Below are 19,307 nucleotides of genomic sequence, written 5' to 3' on the forward strand. Positions count from 1 at the left end.
ATTCCCTCTTGCATCTGGTGCCCCATGGCCTTCTCCGAACGCGTCGATCGCCTGAAAAGCTCGCTGATCCGTGAAATTCTCGCCGCTGCGCAGCGTCCCGAGGTGATGTCCTTTGCCGGAGGGCTGCCGGCCGAATCGATGCTGCCGAAGGTGGAGTGGGCGCAGATGCCGGCGACCATGGGACAGTACGGTATGAGCGAGGGAGAGCCGGCGCTGCGCGAGGCTATTGCCGCCGAAGCGCGTTCACTCGGTATCGACTGCTCGGCCAGTCAGGTTCTCATCGTCAGCGGCTCCCAGCAGACGCTGGATCTGGCATCGAAGCTATTCATCGATCGCGGTACCGAAGTGTTGCTGGAGGCGCCGACCTATCTGGCGGCGCTGCAGGCTTTCCAACTATTCGGTGCGGACTGCCTGGCGGTGCCGCAGGAAGCTGACGGGCCGTCCCTCGCTGCGCTACGCCAACGGCTGGAGCAACATAAGCCGGCTTTCGCCTACCTCATTCCAACCTTTCAGAACCCTTCAGCGGTGCGCTACAGCGAAGAAAAACGCGACGCTGTCGCGGCGCTGCTCGATGAGTTTAACGTCACTCTGATTGAGGACGAGCCTTATCGAGAGCTGGTTTTCGACGAAGGTAGCGCCAGGCCCATTGTCAGTCGCATGCGACAGGCAAGCTGGATTTACACCGGTACGGTCTCCAAAACGCTGCTTCCAGGGCTGCGGGTTGGCTATTTAATCGCAACTCCCGATCTGTTTCCTTATCTGCTACGGCTGAAGCAGTCGGCCGACTTGCATACCAACCGCATTGGTCAGTGGCAGGCATTGCAATGGCTGGGGAGCAAGCAATATGAGGCGCATCTGGTCGAGTTGCGACGTTTCTATCGTCTGCGCCGCGATGAGATGCAGGCTGCGCTCGAGGCGCATTTTGGTGATCTGGCTGATTGGCAGCTCCCGCAGGGCGGGCTGTTCTTCTGGTTGCAGCTGAAGCGTCCGGTAGATACGCGAACCCTGCTCAACTCGGCGCTGGCGCAGGACGTGGTATTCATGCCCGGAGAGCCGTTTTTCGTCGATCCCGAGCAGAACCCAGGATATCTGCGACTGAACTTCAGTCACGTCGCCCCGGAGCGCCTGGCTGAGGGCGTGCGTCGGCTGGCGAGCGTGATTCGGAGTGCCGGAATGGTCGATGCAGCGTAGCTTCATTTCGCGGTGATTGCGGCGCCGCACGGAGAATGGATATGGCGTACAAGGTTTATGGCGATTATCGGTCCGGCAACTGCTACAAGGTAAAGCTGATGCTGCATCTGCTCGGTCGGGAATACGAGTGGATACCGGTAGATATTCTTCGCGGCGAAAGTCGTGAAGAGTGGTTCCGAAAAAAGAATCCTAACGGAAAGATACCGGTGCTCGAGCTGGAGGACGGTTCCTGTCTATGGGAGTCGAATGCGATTCTCAATTTTCTTGCGGAGGGAACCGAGTTCCTGCCCAAGGATGCGCGTTTGCGCACCCAGGTTCTGCAGTGGCAGTTCTTCGAGCAATACAGCCACGAGCCGTTCATTGCTGTGGCGCGGTTCATCAAGGTCTATCTGGGTTTGCCCGACGATCGTCTCGATGAATATGCTGCCAAGCAACTGGACGGCTACCACGCGTTGGCCGTCATGGAGCAACAGCTACTGCGAACGCCGTATCTTGTTGGCAATCAGTACTCGATTGCGGATATCGCGCTGTATGCCTATACGCACGTAGCGGAAGAGGGTGGATTCAAATTGGAGGGCTACCCGGCAATCTGCGCGTGGCTACAGCGGATCGCCAGCCATCCGCGGCACGTCGGGATGTTCGACTAAGGAAGACGAGAAAGAGGCTGGAGGCTTGAGGCTGGGCGAGAAAGCAGCTGCGCGCTGCAAGCCTCAAGCAGCAAAGAAAGCTTGAAGCCAGTCCAGCCTCATCTCTCCTATCTGACCAACCCGAGAAATTCGCTGCGGGTGGCGGCGTTTTCCCGGAACTGTCCGAGCATGACCGAGGTGACCATCGAGGAGTTCTGTTTTTCGACGCCGCGCATCATCATGCACATGTGCTGGGCTTCGATGACCACAGCAACGCCCCAGGCGCCGGTGATCTTTTGGACCGCCTCGGCAATTTCGCGGGTGAGGTTCTCTTGAATCTGCAACCGGCGAGCGTACATCTCGACGATACGCGCCACCTTCGACAATCCCAAGACCTTGCCGTTGGGCAGATAGGCAACATGGGCCTTGCCTATGAAGGGGAGCATGTGGTGTTCGCACAAGGAGTACAGCTCTATGTTCTTCACCAACACCATTTCGCTGTTGTCGGAGCTGAACAGCGCGCCATTGGTGACTTCTTCAAGCGTCTGCTGGTAACCCTTACATAGGTACTGCATGGCTTTGGCGGCGCGCTTGGGCGTGTCGAGCAATCCCTCGCGGGTGATGTCTTCTCCGAGCTGGCCAAGGATCTCGGTGTAATTTTGTTCCAGTGACATTGAGCTACCTGTCGGGCTTCATGTGAGCGCAAGCGCGAAGGGTAGGGTGCACCCGCCGCGCTGGCAAGGGGGAAAACAGCAAGCTGCACGCTACAAGCCGCAAGAATCGCCACGGCTCGTTTGGCTTCGCGGGCTCTGTCAGCTTGGCGCTACTACTCATCCCTCCCTTCGAGCATGGTGCGTTTGAGCATCACGTAAACCGCCCCGGTGCCGCCATGTCTCGGCAGACATGAAGAAAAGCCAAGCACTTGGGCATGTTGACGCAGCCAGGTATTGACGTGGCTCTTGATCATTGGGCGTTTGCCGTCGACGCGTGCGGCCTTGCCGTGGGTGACCCGCACGCAGCGAATTTCAAACTTGCTGGCTTCGGCAAGGAAATCCCAGAGCAGCTCGCGTGCCTTCTCGACGCTCAGCCCATGCAGATCCAGGCTGCCTTCGAAGGGGATCTGGCCGGCTTTGAGCTTGCGCATCTGGCTGTCTTGCACACCGTCGCGTGCCCAATACAGCTCGTCTTCCGCTGCGACATCGATGACGAACTGATCGGAAAGCCCATCGATGCGAATTTCGCTGTCGCTGATGACTGCGTTTGCGCGCCGAGTGGCTATCTGCGCTTTATTGCTGCGTGGTTTGCCGGTGTCGGCGCGGTCGTGTTTGATTGGCTTGACGCCATGAACGGCTGATTTGAATAGGGAAAAGTCGTCGTCTTGCATGGGGCCTCCGCGTTGCAGGCGATCTTACCCGAAAGCCTTCGCTTTCAACCTGCTCGAAGCGCAGAGGTCAGCGCTTCTTCTTCAGTCCAGGGGATAGGCTCAGTCCGCCGGGTTCACGCAACCGGCGACGCACGCGGTGTCGGATGAACAGGCCGATCACCAGCAAAGCCAGGCCAAGCACCAGTAGCGTCACTGCTTCTTCATATTCGAACGCCATGTTGGCGAAGGCTGAATGGCTGCCGAACAGAGATGCCGCACCAGATCCGGCCAGAAGCACGCCGAGGATGCTCAACAGCAGGCCCAGCATTCCGCCGAGGCGTGCGCCCCAGCTCCGTTGTTCGCGAGGACGAAGTCGGCGTGCATCGAATCCATCGGTTCGTTTCATTCCGGTTACCTCGTCAGAACAGGCTATGACCGGGGCAGCCCGGTCAGTTTTATTCGCGGTCAGGTAACGCTTACGGCGCGAAGGATTACGCCAATGCCCCTACGTCAGCCACGCAAACAGCGAAGTTGTCCGCGAGAATGGTCATTTCCATGCGATGCACCTGTGCCGCCTCGAGCACACCGTCTCCCATTGGCAGATCGCGGGTGGCGCAGGCTTTGTCGACGAGGGTACAGCGGTACCCATAGTCTTTCGCGGCGCGAACCGTGGTGCTCACGCTGGAGTGGGTCATGAAGCCGCAGACGATGAGGTCGAGGCGGCCATGCTGTTGCAACAGCTCGTGCAATTCAGTGCCGGCGAATGCATTGGGCAAGGTCTTGCCGATCACGGTTTCGCCGGGGAGCGGCGCGGCTTCCGGCATGATCTGGCCGCGTAGGCCCTGCGGGTCGAACAGTCCGCCTGGAATACCCAGGTGATGAACATGCACGACGGGTGCACCGGCCGCGCGTGCAGCGCTGACCAGGCTCTTGATTTCCTCCAGCGCTGAGCTCAGGTTCGGTAGCGCAAGAGTCCCTGTCCGATATTCTTCCTGAGCGTCAATGACCACAACGGTCGCATTAGCCAGAGTCGCCGGTGCATAACTGCGGCCACTGAGCTGAAGCATGGTCTGTGGCTTGGACATCACTGACTCCTTGTTTTGAGAGGGGCCTGATTGTGGCGCTAGATGACCGATATGTGAACTGCCCAAGATGATGATTTCGCCAGCGGAGTTGCGCAATCCTGCAATAGACCCATGATCGTTCTATACGATTTGAGAAAGTCGCGAGGCCATCGGCTAAACTCTCGCGCTTTTCAGAAGGAGATGCTGCCGTGACCGCTTCGCCGTCCCAACTGCGCACCTTGCGCGATTACATTCGCTGGGCCGTCAGCCGCTTCCAGGCCGAACAGCTGTTCTTCGGCCACGGTACGGACAATGCGTGGGATGAAGCGCGTCAGCTGGTGCTTGGTGCCCTGCACCTGCCTTGGGAGATGGCTGACAGCTATCTCGACTGCCGGCTGGAAGATGATGAGCGGCAGCATTTGCAGGAACTGCTGCATCGTCGAATCGAGCAACGCGTGCCTACCGCTTACCTGCTGGGGCAGGCCTGGTTCTGCGGGCTGCCGTTCATTGTCGACGAGCGCGTGTTGATTCCGCGTTCACCAATCGGGCAACTGATCGATCGTCGCTTCGAACCCTGGCTGGCGCGGCCTCCGGCCCGGATTCTCGATCTGTGCACCGGCTCCGGTTGTATCGGGATTGCCTGCGCTTATGAGTTTCTCGATGCCGAAGTGGTACTGGCCGACCTGTCATTCGAGGCGCTCGAAGTGGCGAATCGCAATATCGAGCATCATGGCGTGGAGGATCGAGTCTACACCGTGCAGAGCGATGGCTTCGACGGGTTGCCCGGCCAGCGCTTCGATCTGATCGTCTCCAACCCTCCGTATGTGGATGCGGAAGACTTCGCTGACATGCCAGATGAATACCATCATGAGCCGGCCTTGGGGCTAGCCTGCGGGGATGATGGGCTGGATCTGGTGCGGCGCATGCTGGCCGAGGCGGCTGATCACCTGACCGAAACCGGCACTCTGGTTATCGAGGTAGGTAACAGCCAGGTGCATGTCGAGGCGCTTTATCCCGAGGTGAGCTTTACCTGGCTGGAATTCAGCGAAGGCGGGCATGGCGTATTTCTGCTTGCCGCCCGCCAATGCCGCGAGCATCAGGCATTGTTTCGCGAGCGCCTCAAAGGCTAGAAAGCAGCGCCTCGATGTGGGGCGGCACGGGACTCAGCGAGTCGCAATCCAGATCAGCAGCCCCGCCTGGAACAGTGAGAAGGCGATCAGGCAGGCAATGGTGAATCTGAGCGTGCCATCTTCCCGGCGGAACTTGTTTAGCCGCTCCTGCAGGTCGCGAATCTTGTTTTCCTGCTCCAGCAGGTTCTGATCGGCCTGCTCCAGCATCGCGGCGGCATCCTTCAGGTCGATGATCTGGACTTTCTCCGGGTTCCAGTCGGGGCGCAGTGAGCTGACACGAGACGCGCTATAGGTTGCCTTGAGTTTGCCGGGCTCCGGATAGAGCACATCGAAGCCTTGACTCAACAAGCTCTGGTCACGGCGTAGGCGCATGTCCTCTCCGGTTATGTCCGCGGCGGAAAGGGCGCCGCCTTCGACCAGATAGTGTGCCCAGCGCTTCTGAGCCCAAAGCGCACCCTGCGCCAGCAGAAAGCGTCCTAGGCCACGGTTGACCGGTTGCATATGCAATCCGGAGTCGGGGCCGAAGCGCAGCTCCTTGGCGCGATGATCGGCCCAGACTTCCAGCGCATTGTGCTTCTTCGACAAAACCTGACCTGGTAGCCGCACGAATAGCTTCAGCAAACTCTGCTGCGGTGTATGCCGTTCGACCTGAGCCAGTTCGACGAACCTCAGCGGCCGCGTACCGGTATCTCGATCGGTCGGAAGTGGCGCCAGGCGCAGCAGCCGGAAACGATCCGGGGCGAGTTCAGCCCAGGGATGCGGCTGCGGCGTTGTTTCAGGCGTTTTGGCCTCGCTGTCGTTAGCGGAAGGCGAGCTGTCGGTCATGTCGGCGTCCATGGGCTCCAGGTGAGCGAGTCATTGCGTGGGCAAGGAGCGTATCGGCCGGCGCTCGGCTAGCTGGAGGCTGGCAATAAGCCATTCCTGTGCAGAAACTGGCTGATCCGCTCCGCCAGCGCATAGGCGATCGGCAGCTCGGGCTGGTTGTAGGAGGCGGTTTGCTCGTTGCGGTCCATCGGCACGATGCGCAGTACGTGGTTCATCCCCTCAATCAGCGCCAGCTCGGCGTCCCCTCGGGCGCGCTGTAAGGCTTCGGCATCTTCCTGCTCGACCTGGATGTCATGGGTGCCCTGGATGATCAGGGCCGGTACGGTCGTGTTGGCGAATGCCTCTGCCGGATCCTGGCCGAACAGGGAGATTAAATACGGCTGCACGCTTGGGCGGAACAAGATATGCAGCGCATCGGGCACTTGCTCATGCATTCGTCCCGCCTTGAGTTCGTCGATCAGGTAATGCGCGGTTGCCAGCAACGGCGGCGGCGGGCGGCCCTGGAGTTGTTCACGTAGCAGCAGGTCGATGGGACGGCCGCTGCCGGCAATGCTGATCAGTGCGTCGGGCTCGGCGACAGACGTGGCCAGACTGGCGATCAGCGCGCCCTCGCTGTGGCCGATCAGCACGACAGCAGAGAAGCGCGGGTCGGCTTTCAACATCTGTATCCACGCCGCCGCATCCGCAACGTAGCGTTCCACGTGCAGTTGCCTTTCGTCTGGGGCGACCGCAAGGCTTTGCCCGACGCCCCGTTTGTCATAGCGCAGACTGGCAATGCCGTGCTTGGCCAGCGATCGAGCCAGCCGCTTGAGGCTGTCGTTGTGGGCCATTGGGCTATTGCCGTTGCGGTCGGTGGGGCCCGACCCGGCAATCAGCAGCGCGACCGGTATAGGTTCGGCGCTTTTGGGAAGCAGCAGGGTGCCATGTAGACGACCTTCCGGCACTTGCACCGTAACGGCCCGATTCAGCAGCTTCTGAGCTTGGATATGTGGAGCAAGCATGGCGAGAAGAACAAACAGGAAGAGCGTGCGCATGAGTAGGATCAACCATCGGCGAAGCGGATTGGATGCGATGAGAAGCACTTGGTTCGCCTGTCGATCATTATGCGCAGCCACCGAAGCAGTGAAACCTGCGGCGGCTCGGGTATACTTCCGCCCCCTTGTTTAGGTCGATCGCGGAGCGCCCTGCATGTCCGGCAATACATACGGCAAGCTGTTCACTGTCACCACAGCTGGTGAAAGTCACGGTCCGGCGCTGGTCGCGATCGTCGATGGTTGCCCGCCGGGGTTGGAATTGACCGTCGCCGACCTTCAGCGCGACCTCGACCGGCGTAAGCCCGGTACCAGCCGGCACACAACCCAACGACAGGAAGCCGACGAGGTCGAGATTCTCTCCGGCGTATTCGAAGGGCGCACCACCGGTTGCCCGATCGGCCTGCTGATCCGTAACACAGACCAGAAGTCCAAGGACTACTCTGCGATCAAAGATCAGTTCCGCCCGGCTCATGCCGACTACAGCTACCACCACAAGTATGGTCTGCGCGACTACCGCGGCGGCGGACGCAGCTCGGCGCGTGAAACCGCGATGCGCGTAGCGGCCGGCGCCATCGCTAAGAAGTACCTGGCGACTCTCGGCATTCAGGTGCGCGGCTACATGAGTCAGCTAGGTCCAATCGAGATCCCTTTCAAGACCTGGAATAGCGTCGAGCAGAACGCGTTCTTCAGCCCCGATCCAGACAAGGTGCCGGAGCTCGAGGCTTATATGGATCAACTGCGTCGCGATCAGGATTCGGTCGGTGCGAAGATTTCCGTCGTTGTCGAAGGCGTACCGCCAGGGCTTGGCGAGCCGATTTTCGATCGCCTGGACGCTGACCTGGCCCATGCGCTGATGAGCATCAACGCCGTCAAGGGCGTGGAGATCGGTGCCGGTTTCGCCAGCGTTTCCCAGCGCGGTACCGAACATCGCGACGAGATGACTCCGGAGGGTTTCTTGTCCAACAACGCCGGCGGCGTGCTCGGCGGAATCTCCAGCGGCCAGCCGATCATCGCCCATCTGGCGCTCAAGCCGACCTCAAGCATCACCACGCCCGGCCGCTCGATCGACATCGACGGCAACCCGGTCGATGTCATCACCAAAGGCCGCCACGACCCCTGCGTAGGCATCCGTGCCACGCCCATCGCAGAAGCGATGATGGCCATCGTCCTGCTGGACCACCTGTTGCGGCATCGTGGTCAGAATGCCGGTGTGCGGGTGACGACTCCGGTGTTAGGGCAGCGATGAGCTTGAAGCTGGACGCTCGAAGCCGGAAATAGGAATTCCATCCTAACGCCACGGTTTCGCTTCCAGCTTCTGGCTTTCAGCTTATGGCTGCTTCCCTTCCTTACTGGCGCCTGTCCAGCTTCTATTTCTTCTACTTCGCGCTGCTCGGTTCCGCTGCGCCGTTTCTTGGGTTGTATTTCGATCACCTGGGCTTCAGCGCTGAGCGCATTGGTGAGCTAGTCGCCATACCGATGCTGATGCGTTGCCTAGCACCGAATCTCTGGGGCTGGCTGGGCGATGTCACCGGGCAGCGTTTGGCCATCGTTCGCATTGGTGCGCTCTGCACGCTGCTGTCGTTCGGTCTGATTTTCTTCGGCAAGAGCTACGCCTGGCTCGTGCTGGTCATGGCGCTGCATGCGTTCTTCTGGCATGCCGTGCTGCCACAGTTCGAAGTCATCACGCTCTCGCACCTGCGTGATCAGGCATCGCGCTACAGCCAGATCCGTTTGTGGGGCAGCATCGGCTTCATCGCGGCGGTGGTGGGGCTTGGTGCACTGTTCGAGCGTCTGACCTTGGATATTTACCCCGTGGCGGTGATGGTGGTCATGGTGGGCATCGTCATCGCCAGTGTCTGGGTGCCTAATGCCGCGCCGGAACAACGACCGGATCTGGCTGAGCAGGGTGGCTTCCTTCGTCAGCTGTGCCGTCCCGGTGTGCTGGCATTCTTTGTCTGTGTTGGCCTGATGCAGGTCAGTCACGGGCCTTATTACACCTTCTTGAGTATTCATCTCGAGGCGCTTGGTTATAGCCGGAGCACCATCGGCCTATTGTGGGCGCTGGGCGTGGTCGCGGAGATTCTGATTTTCCTGATCATGGCTGCGCTGATGGCGCGCTTTTCGTTGCGTCAGGTCCTGATGGCCAGTTTCGTGCTGGCGGCGATACGTTGGCTGCTGATCGGCACGCTGGCCGATCATCTGAGCGTGCTGCTGATCGCGCAGCTGATGCACGCGGCGACGTTCGGCAGCTTTCATGCGGCGGCGATCCATTTCGTTCAGCGCAGCTTCGGCCACCGTCAGCAGGGACAAGGGCAAGCGTTGTACGCGACGCTAGCGGGTGTCGGCGGGGCGCTGGGAGCGCTTTACTCTGGCTACAGTTGGGCCAGCCTCGGCCCGTTCTGGACCTTCGCCATCGCCAGCCTGGCGGCACTGGCCGCAGCCGTTATCATTGCCATCCCCAAGCAGGAGAACCGGGCATGACAGCCACTCGTGAACACTTGTCGCAGGCCATCATAGACGCGGGTCGTTTTCTCTATGGCCGCGGTTGGTCGCCGGCGACCAGCAGCAACTATTCGGCGCGACTGACCAGCGCCGAGGCGCTACTGACCGTTTCGGGCAAGCACAAGGGTCAGCTGACGGCGGATGATCTGCTGGCTGTCGATATGAACGGGCGCAGCCTGGAAAAGGGCAAGAAGCCCTCGGCGGAAACTCTGCTGCACACGCAGCTGTATCGCTGGCAGCCGGAAATCGGCGCCGTGCTGCATACGCACTCGGTCAACGCCACCGTGCTCTCGCGTGTATGCCCGAGTGACTCGCTGGTATTCGCCGATTACGAATTGCAAAAGGCGTTCAGCGGCATTGCGACCCATGAATCCCAGGTAGTGGTACCGATCTTCGACAATGATCAGGATATCGAGCGACTCGCCGCGCGCGTTCAGCCCTGGCTCGACGAGCACCCCGACTGCGTTGGTTATCTGATCCGCGGGCACGGTCTCTATACCTGGGGCGCACAGATGACTGATGCGCTGCGCCAGATTGAGGCGTTCGAGTTCCTGTTCGATTGCGAACTGAAGATGCGCATGTTGCAGCGTGTCTGACCGCCGCTTTTCTGCTGCACGCAACGCGTGCCCGAATAATTGATGAGAAGCCGGGACAGCACCCGGTTCGGAGACAACCAGTATGAGCATTCTCAGCGTCTATCAGGACACCGCTCCCGAGCAACCACTCAAGGTGCTCACCCATGTCGAAGATATCGCCGCCACATTGGCTGAGGTCGGCGTGCGTCTCGAACGCTGGCAGGCCAGCGCGCCGCTTGCCGCCGGTGCCAGCCCGGAGGAGGTGATCGCTGCCTATCGGCCGCAGATCGACCGACTGATGAGCGAGCGGGGCTATGTCACCGTGGATGTGATCAGCCTGAATAGCGATCACCCGCAGAAGGCCGAGCTGCGGGCCAAGTTTCTCGAGGAACATCGTCATGCCGAGGATGAGGTGCGTTTCTTCGTCGCCGGGCGCGGACTTTTCACCCTGCATATCGAAGACAAGGTCTATGCCGTGCTGTGCGAAAAGAACGATCTGATCTCCGTGCCCGCCGGGACCCGGCACTGGTTCGACATGGGTGAGAACCCGCATTTCGTGGCCATTCGCCTGTTCAACAATCCCGAAGGCTGGGTCGCGCAATTCACTGGCGAAGACATCGCTGGCCGCTTCCCGCGCCTGGAGGATTGAAGATGCCGATCAAAGCCATCCTCACCGATATAGAAGGCACCACCAGTGCGGTGAGCTTCGTGTTCGACGTGTTGTTTCCCTATGCCCGCGAGCATTTGCCGGCGTTCGTGCGTAAGCAAGCGGCGGAGCCGACGGTGGCTGCGCAGATTGAGGCCGTGCGCAGCGAAAGCGGCGAGCCGGAGGCCGGCGTGGAGCGAGTCGTCGAAATCCTACAGGAATGGATCGCTGTCGATCGCAAGGCCACGTCGCTGAAAGCGCTGCAGGGAATGGTCTGGGCCGAAGGTTATCGGGCCGGTCAGCTCAAGGGGCATGTCTACCCTGACGCGGTGGACGCGCTGCGCCGCTGGCACGAGCAGGGCTACGCGCTCTATGTGTACTCCTCCGGATCGATCCAGGCGCAAAAGCTGATCTTCGGGTGTGCCGAGGCGGGGGATCTGACGCCACTGTTCTCCGGTTACTTCGATACGGGCAGCGGCCACAAGCGTGAGGTCGAATCCTACCGACGAATAGCCGATTCGATCGGCCTGCCGGCAGAAGAGATTCTGTTCCTGTCCGATGTGTTGGAAGAGCTGGACGCTGCTCGTCAGGCTGGCATGCATACCTGTGGCCTGGCCCGCGAGGGCGGCGAGCTGACCGGTCATGAAACGCTCCGTAGCTTTGCCGCGATCGACCCGGCCCGTTATTGAACGGGTCGTCTTACTGAACCCTCAAACCGCCCCGGCATCCTAATTACGTACTCACTGTAATTGGAGTCTTGCCATGACCGATGCCTTCGGCGGTATTTTCGGCCTGCTCATTCTGGCACTGGATGTCTGGGCCATCGTCAGCGTGCTGCGCAGCGACGCCACGACCGGTAAAAAGGCGATGTGGGTGTTGCTTATCGTGATCCTGCCGGTACTGGGTCTGATCATTTGGGGCATCATGGGGCCGCGTGGTAACCGTCCCGACGACAGAAACCTGAGACCCTAAGCCCATGGAAACCTGGAGTGCTCTGCTGGCAGTGGTAGTGCTGGTGGGCGATGTGCTGGCCATCGTTCAGGTGTGGCGCAGTCGTATCGAGGTGGGGCGAAAAATTATTTGGAGCCTCGTTATCCTGCTGCTACCGGTTGTAGGGCTGATCATGTGGTTCGTTGCGGCGGGACACCGTGCCAAGGTCAGGTTGTGATCCGTACGGGCCAAGTCTCGATCGGTTGGCCGTCCTACTAGCTCTTCGAGGATGTTGGCCTGGCTTTTTCATCCGGTCTTGTTTGCCTCGCCGTGACGCCGTAGTTCTGCCAGATATGTACCGCGGCGTAGGCCCGCCAAGGTCGCCATGCCTGCGATCGAGCCAATAGCTGTTTCGCCGTAATACCCTCGCTCCCCCATAAGGGCGCTTTCAGCAGGCCAAGATCGGCGGCCGGAAAGGCGTCTGCTTCGCCAAATCCCCTCAATGCAATGTACTCGGCGGTCCACGGGCCGATGCCAGGTAACATGCAGAGTCTGCGAATAAGTTCATCCGCACCGTCCTGAACCTGAAGTTCGAGTGCGCCTTCTGCCACCGCAGCCGCCAGGCGTTGCAGTGTCGCAACGCGCTTGCCAGGCATGCCGATATTGTCCAGTTGGGCCTGCGCGATCGCTTCCGGGCTGGGAAACAGCGTGAGCAAACCGGCGGCTTTGCTCGCCGTTGAGCGGGGCAGCTCGCTGCCGAGCCGCTCTATCAGCCGTCGAGTGATGGTCACGGCGGCTTTCACCGTGACCTGCTGGCCAATGATGGCGCGCACAGCCTGTTCGAAGGGATTGAAAGCGCTGGGCAGACGCAATCCGGGATTCGCAACGACCAGCGGCCCAAGCTGCGGATCGTCGATGAAGTGCCGCGCTACGGCTGCCGGGTCGATGTCGAGATCGAACATCTTGCGAACGTGAGAAACCAGCGTGGGCGCGTGCTCATGTAACGAGTCGCTCATGGTCAGTTCGATGGCGTCCTGGTCAGGCAACGGTCGCACGCTGATCCAGCCGACACTTCCATCCATGCGAACGGTACGGCTATAGCGGTTGGCATCCAGCGCTTCGACTCCAGGCAACAGCCGCAGTGCGAAGTGCTGGTGAAATTGTGTCCAGCTCCAGGGGGCGATATAGGGCAGGTGTAGAGGCGTCATGGGCCGACCATAGCCGTCGTTGATGGGGTTGTCTTCACCGAATGCGCTTTGAAACGGTATGGTTTCCCCTGTCATGAGACCAAAGTAGAATGCGCCTCTTTGCCCACGGGCAGTCCGTGCGGTCTGCGGGCGGCTTGTCTGTTACGCCATCCATCAGGGAGACACCCCATGAGCGACTATCAGGAAACTCTCTACGAGGGATACGGCCAGCGCTTCAAGATCGACAAGATGCTGCATGAAGTGCGTACCGAACATCAACATTTGGTGATTTTCGAGAATGCCCGAATGGGACGCGTCATGGCCCTCGACGGCGTAATCCAGACCACCGAGGCCGATGAATTCATCTATCACGAAATGCTCACTCACGTACCGATTCTGGCGCATGGCCTGGCGCGCCGCGTGCTGATCATCGGTGGCGGCGATGGCGGAATGCTGCGCGAAGTCGCCAAGCATCGGGACGTGGAAAGCATCACCATGGTCGAGATCGACGGCACCGTGGTGGATATGTGCAAGGAATTCCTGCCGGAGCACTCGAAAGGCGCATTTGCTGATCCGCGGCTGAACCTGGTGATCGACGACGGCATGCGCTTCGTTGCGACCACCGAAGAAAAGTTCGACGTGATCATTTCCGACTCGACCGACCCAATCGGCCCCGGCGAGGTGCTGTTCTCGGAAAATTTCTACCAGGCCTGCCGCCGCTGCCTCAACGAAGGCGGAATTCTGGTCACGCAGAACGGCACGCCGTTCATGCAACTGGCCGAAGTGCAGACCACCGCCAAGCGCATGACCGGGCTGTTCCCTGACTGGCATTTCTACCAGGCGGCGGTTCCCACCTACATCGGAGGGGCCATGACCTTTGCTTGGGGCGGTTGTGATTCGGCCAGTCGCAAACTGACGCTTGAAACCCTGAGCCAGCGTTTCGCCGGCAGCGGAATCGTCACCCGCTATTACAACCCACACATCCATATCGGCGCGTTCGCGCTGCCTCAGTATGTGTTGCAGGCCATCAGCAAGCCGAGCAACGATTGAGCGCTTAGCGCCCTGCGGCAGCCCATTTGCTGCAGGGTGCGGGTTGGCTTGATGTCCTTCATGCATCCGATAACGATGAGTACACCGTATGTCGTTGGATGACGGCATGCGGCGCCTGAACCGAACTACTCAGGACTGCTGAGGCCTATTGCTTATACCGCACGCTTTTTCCCGTTGCGGTTTCTTATCTGTTAAAGGTATTTGCGACTGGCTCTAGTCAGTCGATATCCGCAAAGAGGCTGACTCAAGACTCTATCCATTCCCCCCACCGTTTCATCCATGAGTGAGAGGAGGTTGTTTTATGAGTGCCACCTTCCATGAGGATGTAAGCAGCAACGTATTGATGAGGATGAAAGAGGGCGGTTTCGATTTCGCCCGCGTCCATCCGATCGAGTTCTATGCCGTGTTTCCTGATCGCGAGTGTGCGTCTGTCGCCGCAAGCCAATTTCGCGGTGAATGCGTCAACGCTCAGATCGCCCCACGTGACGACGGCGCCTGGGACCTACAGGTCAGCAAGGTGATGTACGCCACCTTCGATGGCATTGGTGATTTCGAACAGGATCTGGAAAATCTGATCGAGCCGCTGGGTGGCGTGGTCGATGGCTGGGGTGTGACCCAGGAAATATCCGGCTGCCCCGTCTGATATCACATTCTTAACCAAAGCTGAGCCCGCTTTGCAGTGCCTGGTCCCATGGCGGGACCGGGCCGAACCGGCTTTTCAGAAACTCTAGTAGCAACCGGCTGCGGGAGTCGGCTTCCCTGGTTAGGCGCAGGGCGTAGATGCCGCTTGGCTCCGGCGCTGGCAGGCCCTGTTCGCAAAACAACGGCAGCAATTCGCCACGCAGCAGGTGATCGCTGATCAGCCAGGTCGGCAAATGCGCAATACCCAGACCAGCCACGGTGCCGCAAAGCAGCGCTTCGGCATTGTTCGCGATCATCCGCAGGCGTCTCGGCCGTAAAAGCTGCAACTTGCCCTCATGCTCGAATCGCCAAGCGTGGGTCGGTGCCAGTGCATCCCAATCCAACCCGTCATGTTCTGGCAGCTCCGCAACCGATATCGGAGTGCCTCGCCGCCCCAGGTAGTCGGGGCTGGCGCAGGCGATGCGTATCATCGGCGCCAGTGCCGTCGCGACCAGCCGCGTGTCGGCCAGCGGGCCGATACGCAGTACCAGATCAACTTCGCCCAAGTGCTCGCCCTGCAAATCGACAAAGCTGTCGATCAGGCGTAGCTGGATATCGACGCCCGGATAGGCCTGCAGAAACTCCGCAAGCGCAGGTGCCAGATGCCGGCGGCCGAAAGGCGCTGGCGCATCGATACGGATGCGGCCTTCCGGTGTGCTTTGTAGCGATGTCATTTCGGCGCGTGCCAGGTTGAGTTCCTGAACGATACGTCTGGCGCGCTCGGCAAAGACCTGCCCGGCTGCGGTGGGCTTGATGGAATGGGTGTTGCGGCTGACCAGTTGGCAGGCAAGTGAACGTTCCAGCGAATCGATACGACGGGCAACGGAGGAGGGCGTGAGTCCATGCAGGCGGCCCGCAGCTGAAAAGCTGGAGGTATCGATCACGGCGAGAAACAGTCGGAACTGATCGGTGAGTGCGTTGGCATCCATTGTTTGTGCTCTACTTTTGCGTAAATCGCAAAACCATTGTGCGGGCTTGTGCGTGTACCTGCTAGAGGACGGTGAGTAGCATTACGGTTTTCATCAGGAAGCGATCATGGACTTCGTCGGGTTCGGGCTGAATGTGGTGTTGGGTTTGGCGTTGGGAACACTTGGCGGTCTGTTCGGAATCGGCGGCGGGCTGATTGCGATTCCGGTACTGGGCGTGCTGTTCGGGCTGGATCAACAGGTTGCTCAAGGTACGGCATTGGTGATGGTGGTGCCTAATGTGCTGCTCGCCATCTGGCGTTATCACCAGCGCAACCGCATCGACCCGCGTCACGCCGCGGCGCTGGGCATAGCCAGTTTCTTTTTTGCCATCGCGGGTGCCGCCATTGCGGTTTCGCTCGATGCTGGCCGCATGCGCATCGCTTTTGTCGGCTTCCTCGTCGCCCTGGCCGCCTACACCTTGTTGCGCGTTTTCATCCGGTCGCAACCTGGGAGTACCGAATTGCGTCATCCATGGCCCTGGCTGGGCGTGCTGGGTGCTGGCGCCGGTGCGCTGGGTGGGTTGTTCGGCGTCGGCGGTGCGGTGCTTGCCACGCCGGTGCTTACGGCGGTGTTCGGTACGTCGCAGGTCGTTGCACAGGGTTTGTCATTGTCGTTGGCGGCGCCAAGCACCGCTGTGACGTTATTCGCCTATGCCACCCACGGGCAGGTCGACTGGTCGCTGGGATTGCCGCTCGCCGTTGGCGGACTGCTCAGTATCAGCCTTGGCGTGAAACTGGCACACGCGCTGCCCGAGCGCCTGTTACGCGTTCTTTTCAGCGGGTTCCTGCTGATGAGCGCGGTAATGTTGGCATTCGAGGTCTGACATGGATCTCGGCGGCTAGGCAGTGGCCTGGCCCGCTTGCTGGCGTATCTCCCGTCGAGCGCTGCGCGCCAGCCGGATGGTGAGCAAGACCGCCGCGCAACTCAGGCCGGCGATCAGTCCTTGCCACAATCCCGCCGGTCCGCTCGGATCGCCGAACCTGTCGGTGAGACCCAGCAGGTAACCTACCGGCAGGCCGATCCCCCAATAAGCGAAAAGCGTGAAAATCATCGTCATACGGGTGTCCTGATACCCCCGTAGCGCGCCGGCTGCGGTGACTTGCACCACGTCGGAAAACTGGAACAGCGCGGCGTAGACGAACAGGCTGGCAGCGACTGCGATTACGGCCGGATCGGTGGTGTAGATGCGGGCGATCTGCTCGCTGAACAGCAGCATGCTGCCGGCCGAGAAGCAGGCATAGACCAAACTTGAAACGATCCCCACACCCGCCACGAAGCGCGCATCTCGCGGCGCGTTACGTCCCAGCGTCTGACCGATGCGTACGGTGATGGCCATACCCAGCGACAGCGGAATCATGAAGATCAGCGAGGTGAAGTTCAGCGCGATCTGATGCCCAGCGACGACAGTTGCTCCGAGACTACCGATCAGCAGAGCGATGACCGAGAAGATGCTGGCCTCGGCGAATACCGCAACCCCGATCGGTACACCAACGGAAAGTAGACGGCTCAGTACGGCCCAGTCCGGCCAATTGAAACGGGCAAACAGTTGGTTTGGTTGGTAGTAGTCGGCACGCCGGACCCAGAACAGCATGGCCAGCAGCATGAAGCCCATGACCACGGCAGTGGCCCAGCCGCAACCGACACCGCCCATGGCCGGCAGACCAAGCTTGCCGTAGATAAAGATGTAGTTGAGCGGGATGTTCAATGCCAGCGCAAGAAGCCCTACGACCATGCTGGGGCGCGTGTGTCCGAGGCCGTCGCTGTAGCAGCGCAACACCTGATACAGGGCCACCGCCGGAAAGCCGCAAGCCACCGCTCTCAGATAGGCCATTGCCGGCTCAATCAACGTCTGATCGACCTGCATCAGGTGCAGCACGGGTTCGGCATTCCACATCAAGATCGCCAACAGCGTCCCGATCCCAAAGCCCATCCATAATGCCTGGCGCACCAGCGGGCCGATCTGCTCATGCTGCCCACTGCCGAAGCGCTGCGCGACATTGGGTGTCGTTGCCAGAATGATCCCTGTGAGTAGCAGAAACACAGGGACCCAGATGGAGTTGCCCAGCGCTACGGCAGCGAGATCGCGGGGGCTGACGCGCCCGGCCATCAATGTATCGACGAAGCCCATGGCGGTGTTCGCCAGTTGCGCAATCATCATGGGCAGAGCGAGAGCGAAGAGGGTGCGCAATTCAACGCGAACCCTGCTGAGTTTCGACTCAGTGGGCATTCAGGTGTATCCAATTGTATACAGAGCCGCTCAGTCTACGCCGTGAGAGGTGTTCTCGGAAGGCAGCAGGGCGCTGCGAGGAGGTCTAGAATGGGCCCATCAATGACGGAGCCTGCCAATGCGCATCCTTGCCGATGAAAATATTCCGCTGGTCGAAGCTTTCTTTGCCGAGCACGGCGAGATTCGCCGTATGCCTGGCCGTAGCATCAATAGAGCGTCGCTCGAACACGCAGAGGTGCTTCTGGTTCGTTCAGTCACCCGTGTCGACCGCGAGCTGCTCGAAGGTAGCGCCGTGCGCTTCGTTGGCACCTGCACCATTGGCACCGATCATCTGGATATCGATTATTTCGAGGACGCGGGCATTAGCTGGGCGAGCGCGCCGGGCTGCAATGCCCGGGGCGTCGTCGATTATGTGCTCGGCAGTCTCCTGGCGCTGGCCGAGCGTGAGGGCACGGAGCTGGCTGATCGCCGTTATGGTGTGGTCGGTGCCGGGCAAGTGGGTGGCAGACTGGTGGAGGTGCTGCGCGGTCTGGGTTGGAATGTACGGGTGTGTGATCCGCTGCGGCAGGCCCGTGAGGTGGGTGAGTTCGTCGGTCTGAATGAAATCCTTGCCGAATGCGACGTCATCAGCCTGCACACACCCTTGACGTTGGAGGGCGAGCATTCGACGTTTCACCTGCTGGACCGATCCCGTCTGCAACAGCTGCGCCCGGGCGCCTGGCTGATCAACGCAGCTCGCGGTGCGGTCGTCGACAACGCAGCTCTGCGCGAGCAGCTGACCAGACGGCCCGATATCCAGGCGGTGCTCGACGTTTGGGAAGGGGAGCCGCAGGCTGACGTCGAACTGGCCAGGTTATGTCGGATTGCCACACCGCACATCGCCGGCTACAGCCTGGACGGTAAGTTGCGCGGAACCGCTCAGATATACCAGGCATTCTGCGCCAGCAGAGGCCTGGCACCCACGGTGAATCTGGCCGAACTGATGCCGGTCGCGCCGTTGCGTGGGCTGTCCTTCGATGCATCGGCGTCACCCCGTGACGCGCTGGCGACAATATGCCGAGCGGTTTACGACCCGCGTAGCGACGATGCAGCGTTTCGCCGAAGCTTGACCGGCAAAGACGAACAACGTCGCAACGGCTTCGATCTGCTGCGCAAACAGTACCCTCCGCGTCGAGAGATAGAGGGGCTGCACGTCGAGATCAGCGACACCCAGCCGCAGTTGGAGCAGTTGGTACGCGCACTGGGCGCGACCCTGAAGCGTTGACACGACGATGACTTGGTTGCGAGCTGCATCTGCTTGGCTGACGA

23 protein-coding genes are annotated in these 19,307 nt (G+C 60.3%); 14 read left to right on the forward strand and 9 right to left on the reverse strand.

All coding sequences use genetic code 11. From position 1 onward, the window contains the following. The first annotated feature begins 24 nt into the window (after window positions 1-24). Entirely contained in the window at window positions 25-1,191 is a 1,167-nt protein-coding gene (locus NA645_RS07450; RefSeq protein WP_256048237.1) for a PLP-dependent aminotransferase family protein, read from the forward strand. 41 nt (window positions 1,192-1,232) lie between these two features. Further along, on the forward strand, window positions 1,233-1,838 hold the full coding sequence (locus NA645_RS07455; protein ID WP_256048238.1) for a glutathione S-transferase family protein: 606 nt from the start codon (window positions 1,233-1,235) through the stop codon (window positions 1,836-1,838). Window positions 1,839-1,945: 107 nt separating this feature from the next. Here NA645_RS07455 and folE read toward each other — a convergent pair whose 3' ends face one another. The 4 genes from folE to NA645_RS07475 all read right to left on the reverse strand — a co-directional run bounded on the left by folE (window position 1,946) and on the right by NA645_RS07475 (window position 4,265). Then, a complete protein-coding gene (gene folE, locus NA645_RS07460) occupies window positions 1,946-2,491 on the reverse strand; it encodes a GTP cyclohydrolase I FolE (RefSeq protein ID WP_256048239.1) in 546 nt (181 codons plus the stop codon). A 152-nt stretch (window positions 2,492-2,643) separates the two neighbouring features. Further along, on the reverse strand, window positions 2,644-3,201 hold the full coding sequence (locus NA645_RS07465; RefSeq protein ID WP_131648528.1) for a Smr/MutS family protein: 558 nt from the start codon (window positions 3,199-3,201) through the stop codon (window positions 2,644-2,646). Window positions 3,202-3,268: 67 nt separating this feature from the next. Beyond that, the gene (locus tag NA645_RS07470) at window positions 3,269-3,586 is read right to left on the reverse strand and encodes a hypothetical protein (protein WP_256048240.1); all 318 of its coding nucleotides are present in this window, start codon (window positions 3,584-3,586) and stop codon (window positions 3,269-3,271) included. A gap of 85 nt (window positions 3,587-3,671) precedes the next feature. Further along, window positions 3,672-4,265 (reverse strand): cysteine hydrolase family protein, encoded by a 594-nt coding sequence (locus NA645_RS07475; protein ID WP_131648530.1) that lies wholly within the window; start codon window positions 4,263-4,265, stop codon window positions 3,672-3,674. A gap of 188 nt (window positions 4,266-4,453) precedes the next feature. Between NA645_RS07475 and prmB the strand changes: the two genes are divergently transcribed. Further along, window positions 4,454-5,374, forward strand: a complete 921-nt coding sequence (gene prmB, locus NA645_RS07480) for a 50S ribosomal protein L3 N(5)-glutamine methyltransferase (RefSeq protein WP_256048241.1) — start codon at window positions 4,454-4,456, stop codon at window positions 5,372-5,374. A 33-nt stretch (window positions 5,375-5,407) separates the two neighbouring features. Here the strand turns inward: prmB and NA645_RS07485 are convergent, their stop codons facing one another. Further along, window positions 5,408-6,199 carry a hypothetical protein gene (locus tag NA645_RS07485; RefSeq protein ID WP_256048242.1) on the reverse strand — a complete coding sequence of 264 codons (792 nt, stop codon included), beginning with the start codon at window positions 6,197-6,199 and terminating at the stop codon, window positions 5,408-5,410. A 68-nt stretch (window positions 6,200-6,267) separates the two neighbouring features. Then, entirely contained in the window at window positions 6,268-7,233 is a 966-nt protein-coding gene (locus NA645_RS07490) for an alpha/beta hydrolase (RefSeq protein WP_256048243.1), read from the reverse strand. A 154-nt stretch (window positions 7,234-7,387) separates the two neighbouring features. Here NA645_RS07490 and aroC point away from each other — a divergent pair, with 154 nt between their 5' ends. From aroC to NA645_RS07525, 7 genes are all read left to right on the forward strand, one after another. After that, a complete protein-coding gene (aroC, locus tag NA645_RS07495) occupies window positions 7,388-8,479 on the forward strand; it encodes a chorismate synthase (RefSeq protein WP_256048244.1) in 1,092 nt (363 codons plus the stop codon). 83 nt (window positions 8,480-8,562) lie between these two features. After that, window positions 8,563-9,714 (forward strand): MFS transporter, encoded by a 1,152-nt coding sequence (locus NA645_RS07500; RefSeq protein WP_256048245.1) that lies wholly within the window; start codon window positions 8,563-8,565, stop codon window positions 9,712-9,714. Next, window positions 9,711-10,331 (forward strand): methylthioribulose 1-phosphate dehydratase, encoded by a 621-nt coding sequence (locus NA645_RS07505; RefSeq protein ID WP_256048246.1) that lies wholly within the window; start codon window positions 9,711-9,713, stop codon window positions 10,329-10,331. The genes NA645_RS07500 and NA645_RS07505 overlap by 4 nt, the downstream gene beginning before the upstream one ends. Window positions 10,332-10,413: 82 nt before the next feature. After that, the gene (locus NA645_RS07510; protein ID WP_256048247.1) at window positions 10,414-10,959 is read left to right on the forward strand and encodes a 1,2-dihydroxy-3-keto-5-methylthiopentene dioxygenase; all 546 of its coding nucleotides are present in this window, start codon (window positions 10,414-10,416) and stop codon (window positions 10,957-10,959) included. Between the two features lie 2 nt (window positions 10,960-10,961). Then, window positions 10,962-11,645 carry an acireductone synthase gene (gene mtnC, locus NA645_RS07515; RefSeq protein WP_256048248.1) on the forward strand — a complete coding sequence of 228 codons (684 nt, stop codon included), beginning with the start codon at window positions 10,962-10,964 and terminating at the stop codon, window positions 11,643-11,645. 73 nt (window positions 11,646-11,718) lie between these two features. Further along, window positions 11,719-11,928, forward strand: a complete 210-nt coding sequence (locus NA645_RS07520) for a PLD nuclease N-terminal domain-containing protein (RefSeq protein ID WP_131648539.1) — start codon at window positions 11,719-11,721, stop codon at window positions 11,926-11,928. A 4-nt stretch (window positions 11,929-11,932) separates the two neighbouring features. Next, window positions 11,933-12,124, forward strand: a complete 192-nt coding sequence (locus tag NA645_RS07525) for a PLDc N-terminal domain-containing protein (protein ID WP_256048249.1) — start codon at window positions 11,933-11,935, stop codon at window positions 12,122-12,124. 37 nt (window positions 12,125-12,161) lie between these two features. Here the strand turns inward: NA645_RS07525 and NA645_RS07530 are convergent, their stop codons facing one another. Next, the gene (locus NA645_RS07530) at window positions 12,162-13,094 is read right to left on the reverse strand and encodes a DNA-3-methyladenine glycosylase family protein (protein ID WP_256048250.1); all 933 of its coding nucleotides are present in this window, start codon (window positions 13,092-13,094) and stop codon (window positions 12,162-12,164) included. Between the two features lie 168 nt (window positions 13,095-13,262). On the opposite strand from NA645_RS07530, the gene speE reads away from it, so the two are divergent. Both speE and NA645_RS07540 read left to right on the forward strand, forming a co-directional pair. Further along, a complete protein-coding gene (gene speE / locus NA645_RS07535) occupies window positions 13,263-14,123 on the forward strand; it encodes a polyamine aminopropyltransferase (protein WP_256048251.1) in 861 nt (286 codons plus the stop codon). A 301-nt stretch (window positions 14,124-14,424) separates the two neighbouring features. After that, window positions 14,425-14,766: a ribonuclease E inhibitor RraB gene (locus NA645_RS07540; protein WP_256048252.1), complete on the forward strand. Its 342-nt coding sequence runs from the start codon at window positions 14,425-14,427 to the stop codon at window positions 14,764-14,766. Window positions 14,767-14,776: 10 nt separating this feature from the next. Here the strand turns inward: NA645_RS07540 and NA645_RS07545 are convergent, their stop codons facing one another. Next, complete coding sequence (locus tag NA645_RS07545) at window positions 14,777-15,733, reverse strand: LysR family transcriptional regulator (protein WP_256048253.1); 957 nt, start codon at window positions 15,731-15,733, stop codon at window positions 14,777-14,779. Between the two features lie 106 nt (window positions 15,734-15,839). On the opposite strand from NA645_RS07545, the gene NA645_RS07550 reads away from it, so the two are divergent. Continuing rightward, entirely contained in the window at window positions 15,840-16,595 is a 756-nt protein-coding gene (locus tag NA645_RS07550) for a sulfite exporter TauE/SafE family protein (RefSeq protein WP_256048254.1), read from the forward strand. Window positions 16,596-16,610: 15 nt separating this feature from the next. Here the strand turns inward: NA645_RS07550 and NA645_RS07555 are convergent, their stop codons facing one another. Further along, window positions 16,611-17,999 carry an MATE family efflux transporter gene (locus NA645_RS07555; RefSeq protein ID WP_256048255.1) on the reverse strand — a complete coding sequence of 463 codons (1,389 nt, stop codon included), beginning with the start codon at window positions 17,997-17,999 and terminating at the stop codon, window positions 16,611-16,613. Window positions 18,000-18,117: 118 nt separating this feature from the next. On the opposite strand from NA645_RS07555, the gene pdxB reads away from it, so the two are divergent. Then, on the forward strand, window positions 18,118-19,263 hold the full coding sequence (pdxB, locus tag NA645_RS07560) for a 4-phosphoerythronate dehydrogenase PdxB (RefSeq protein WP_256048256.1): 1,146 nt from the start codon (window positions 18,118-18,120) through the stop codon (window positions 19,261-19,263). Window positions 19,264-19,307 lie beyond the last annotated feature (44 nt).

The sequence above is a fragment of the Stutzerimonas stutzeri genome (assembly GCF_024448955.1).
GTDB classification, from domain to species: domain Bacteria; phylum Pseudomonadota; class Gammaproteobacteria; order Pseudomonadales; family Pseudomonadaceae; genus Stutzerimonas; species Stutzerimonas stutzeri_AQ.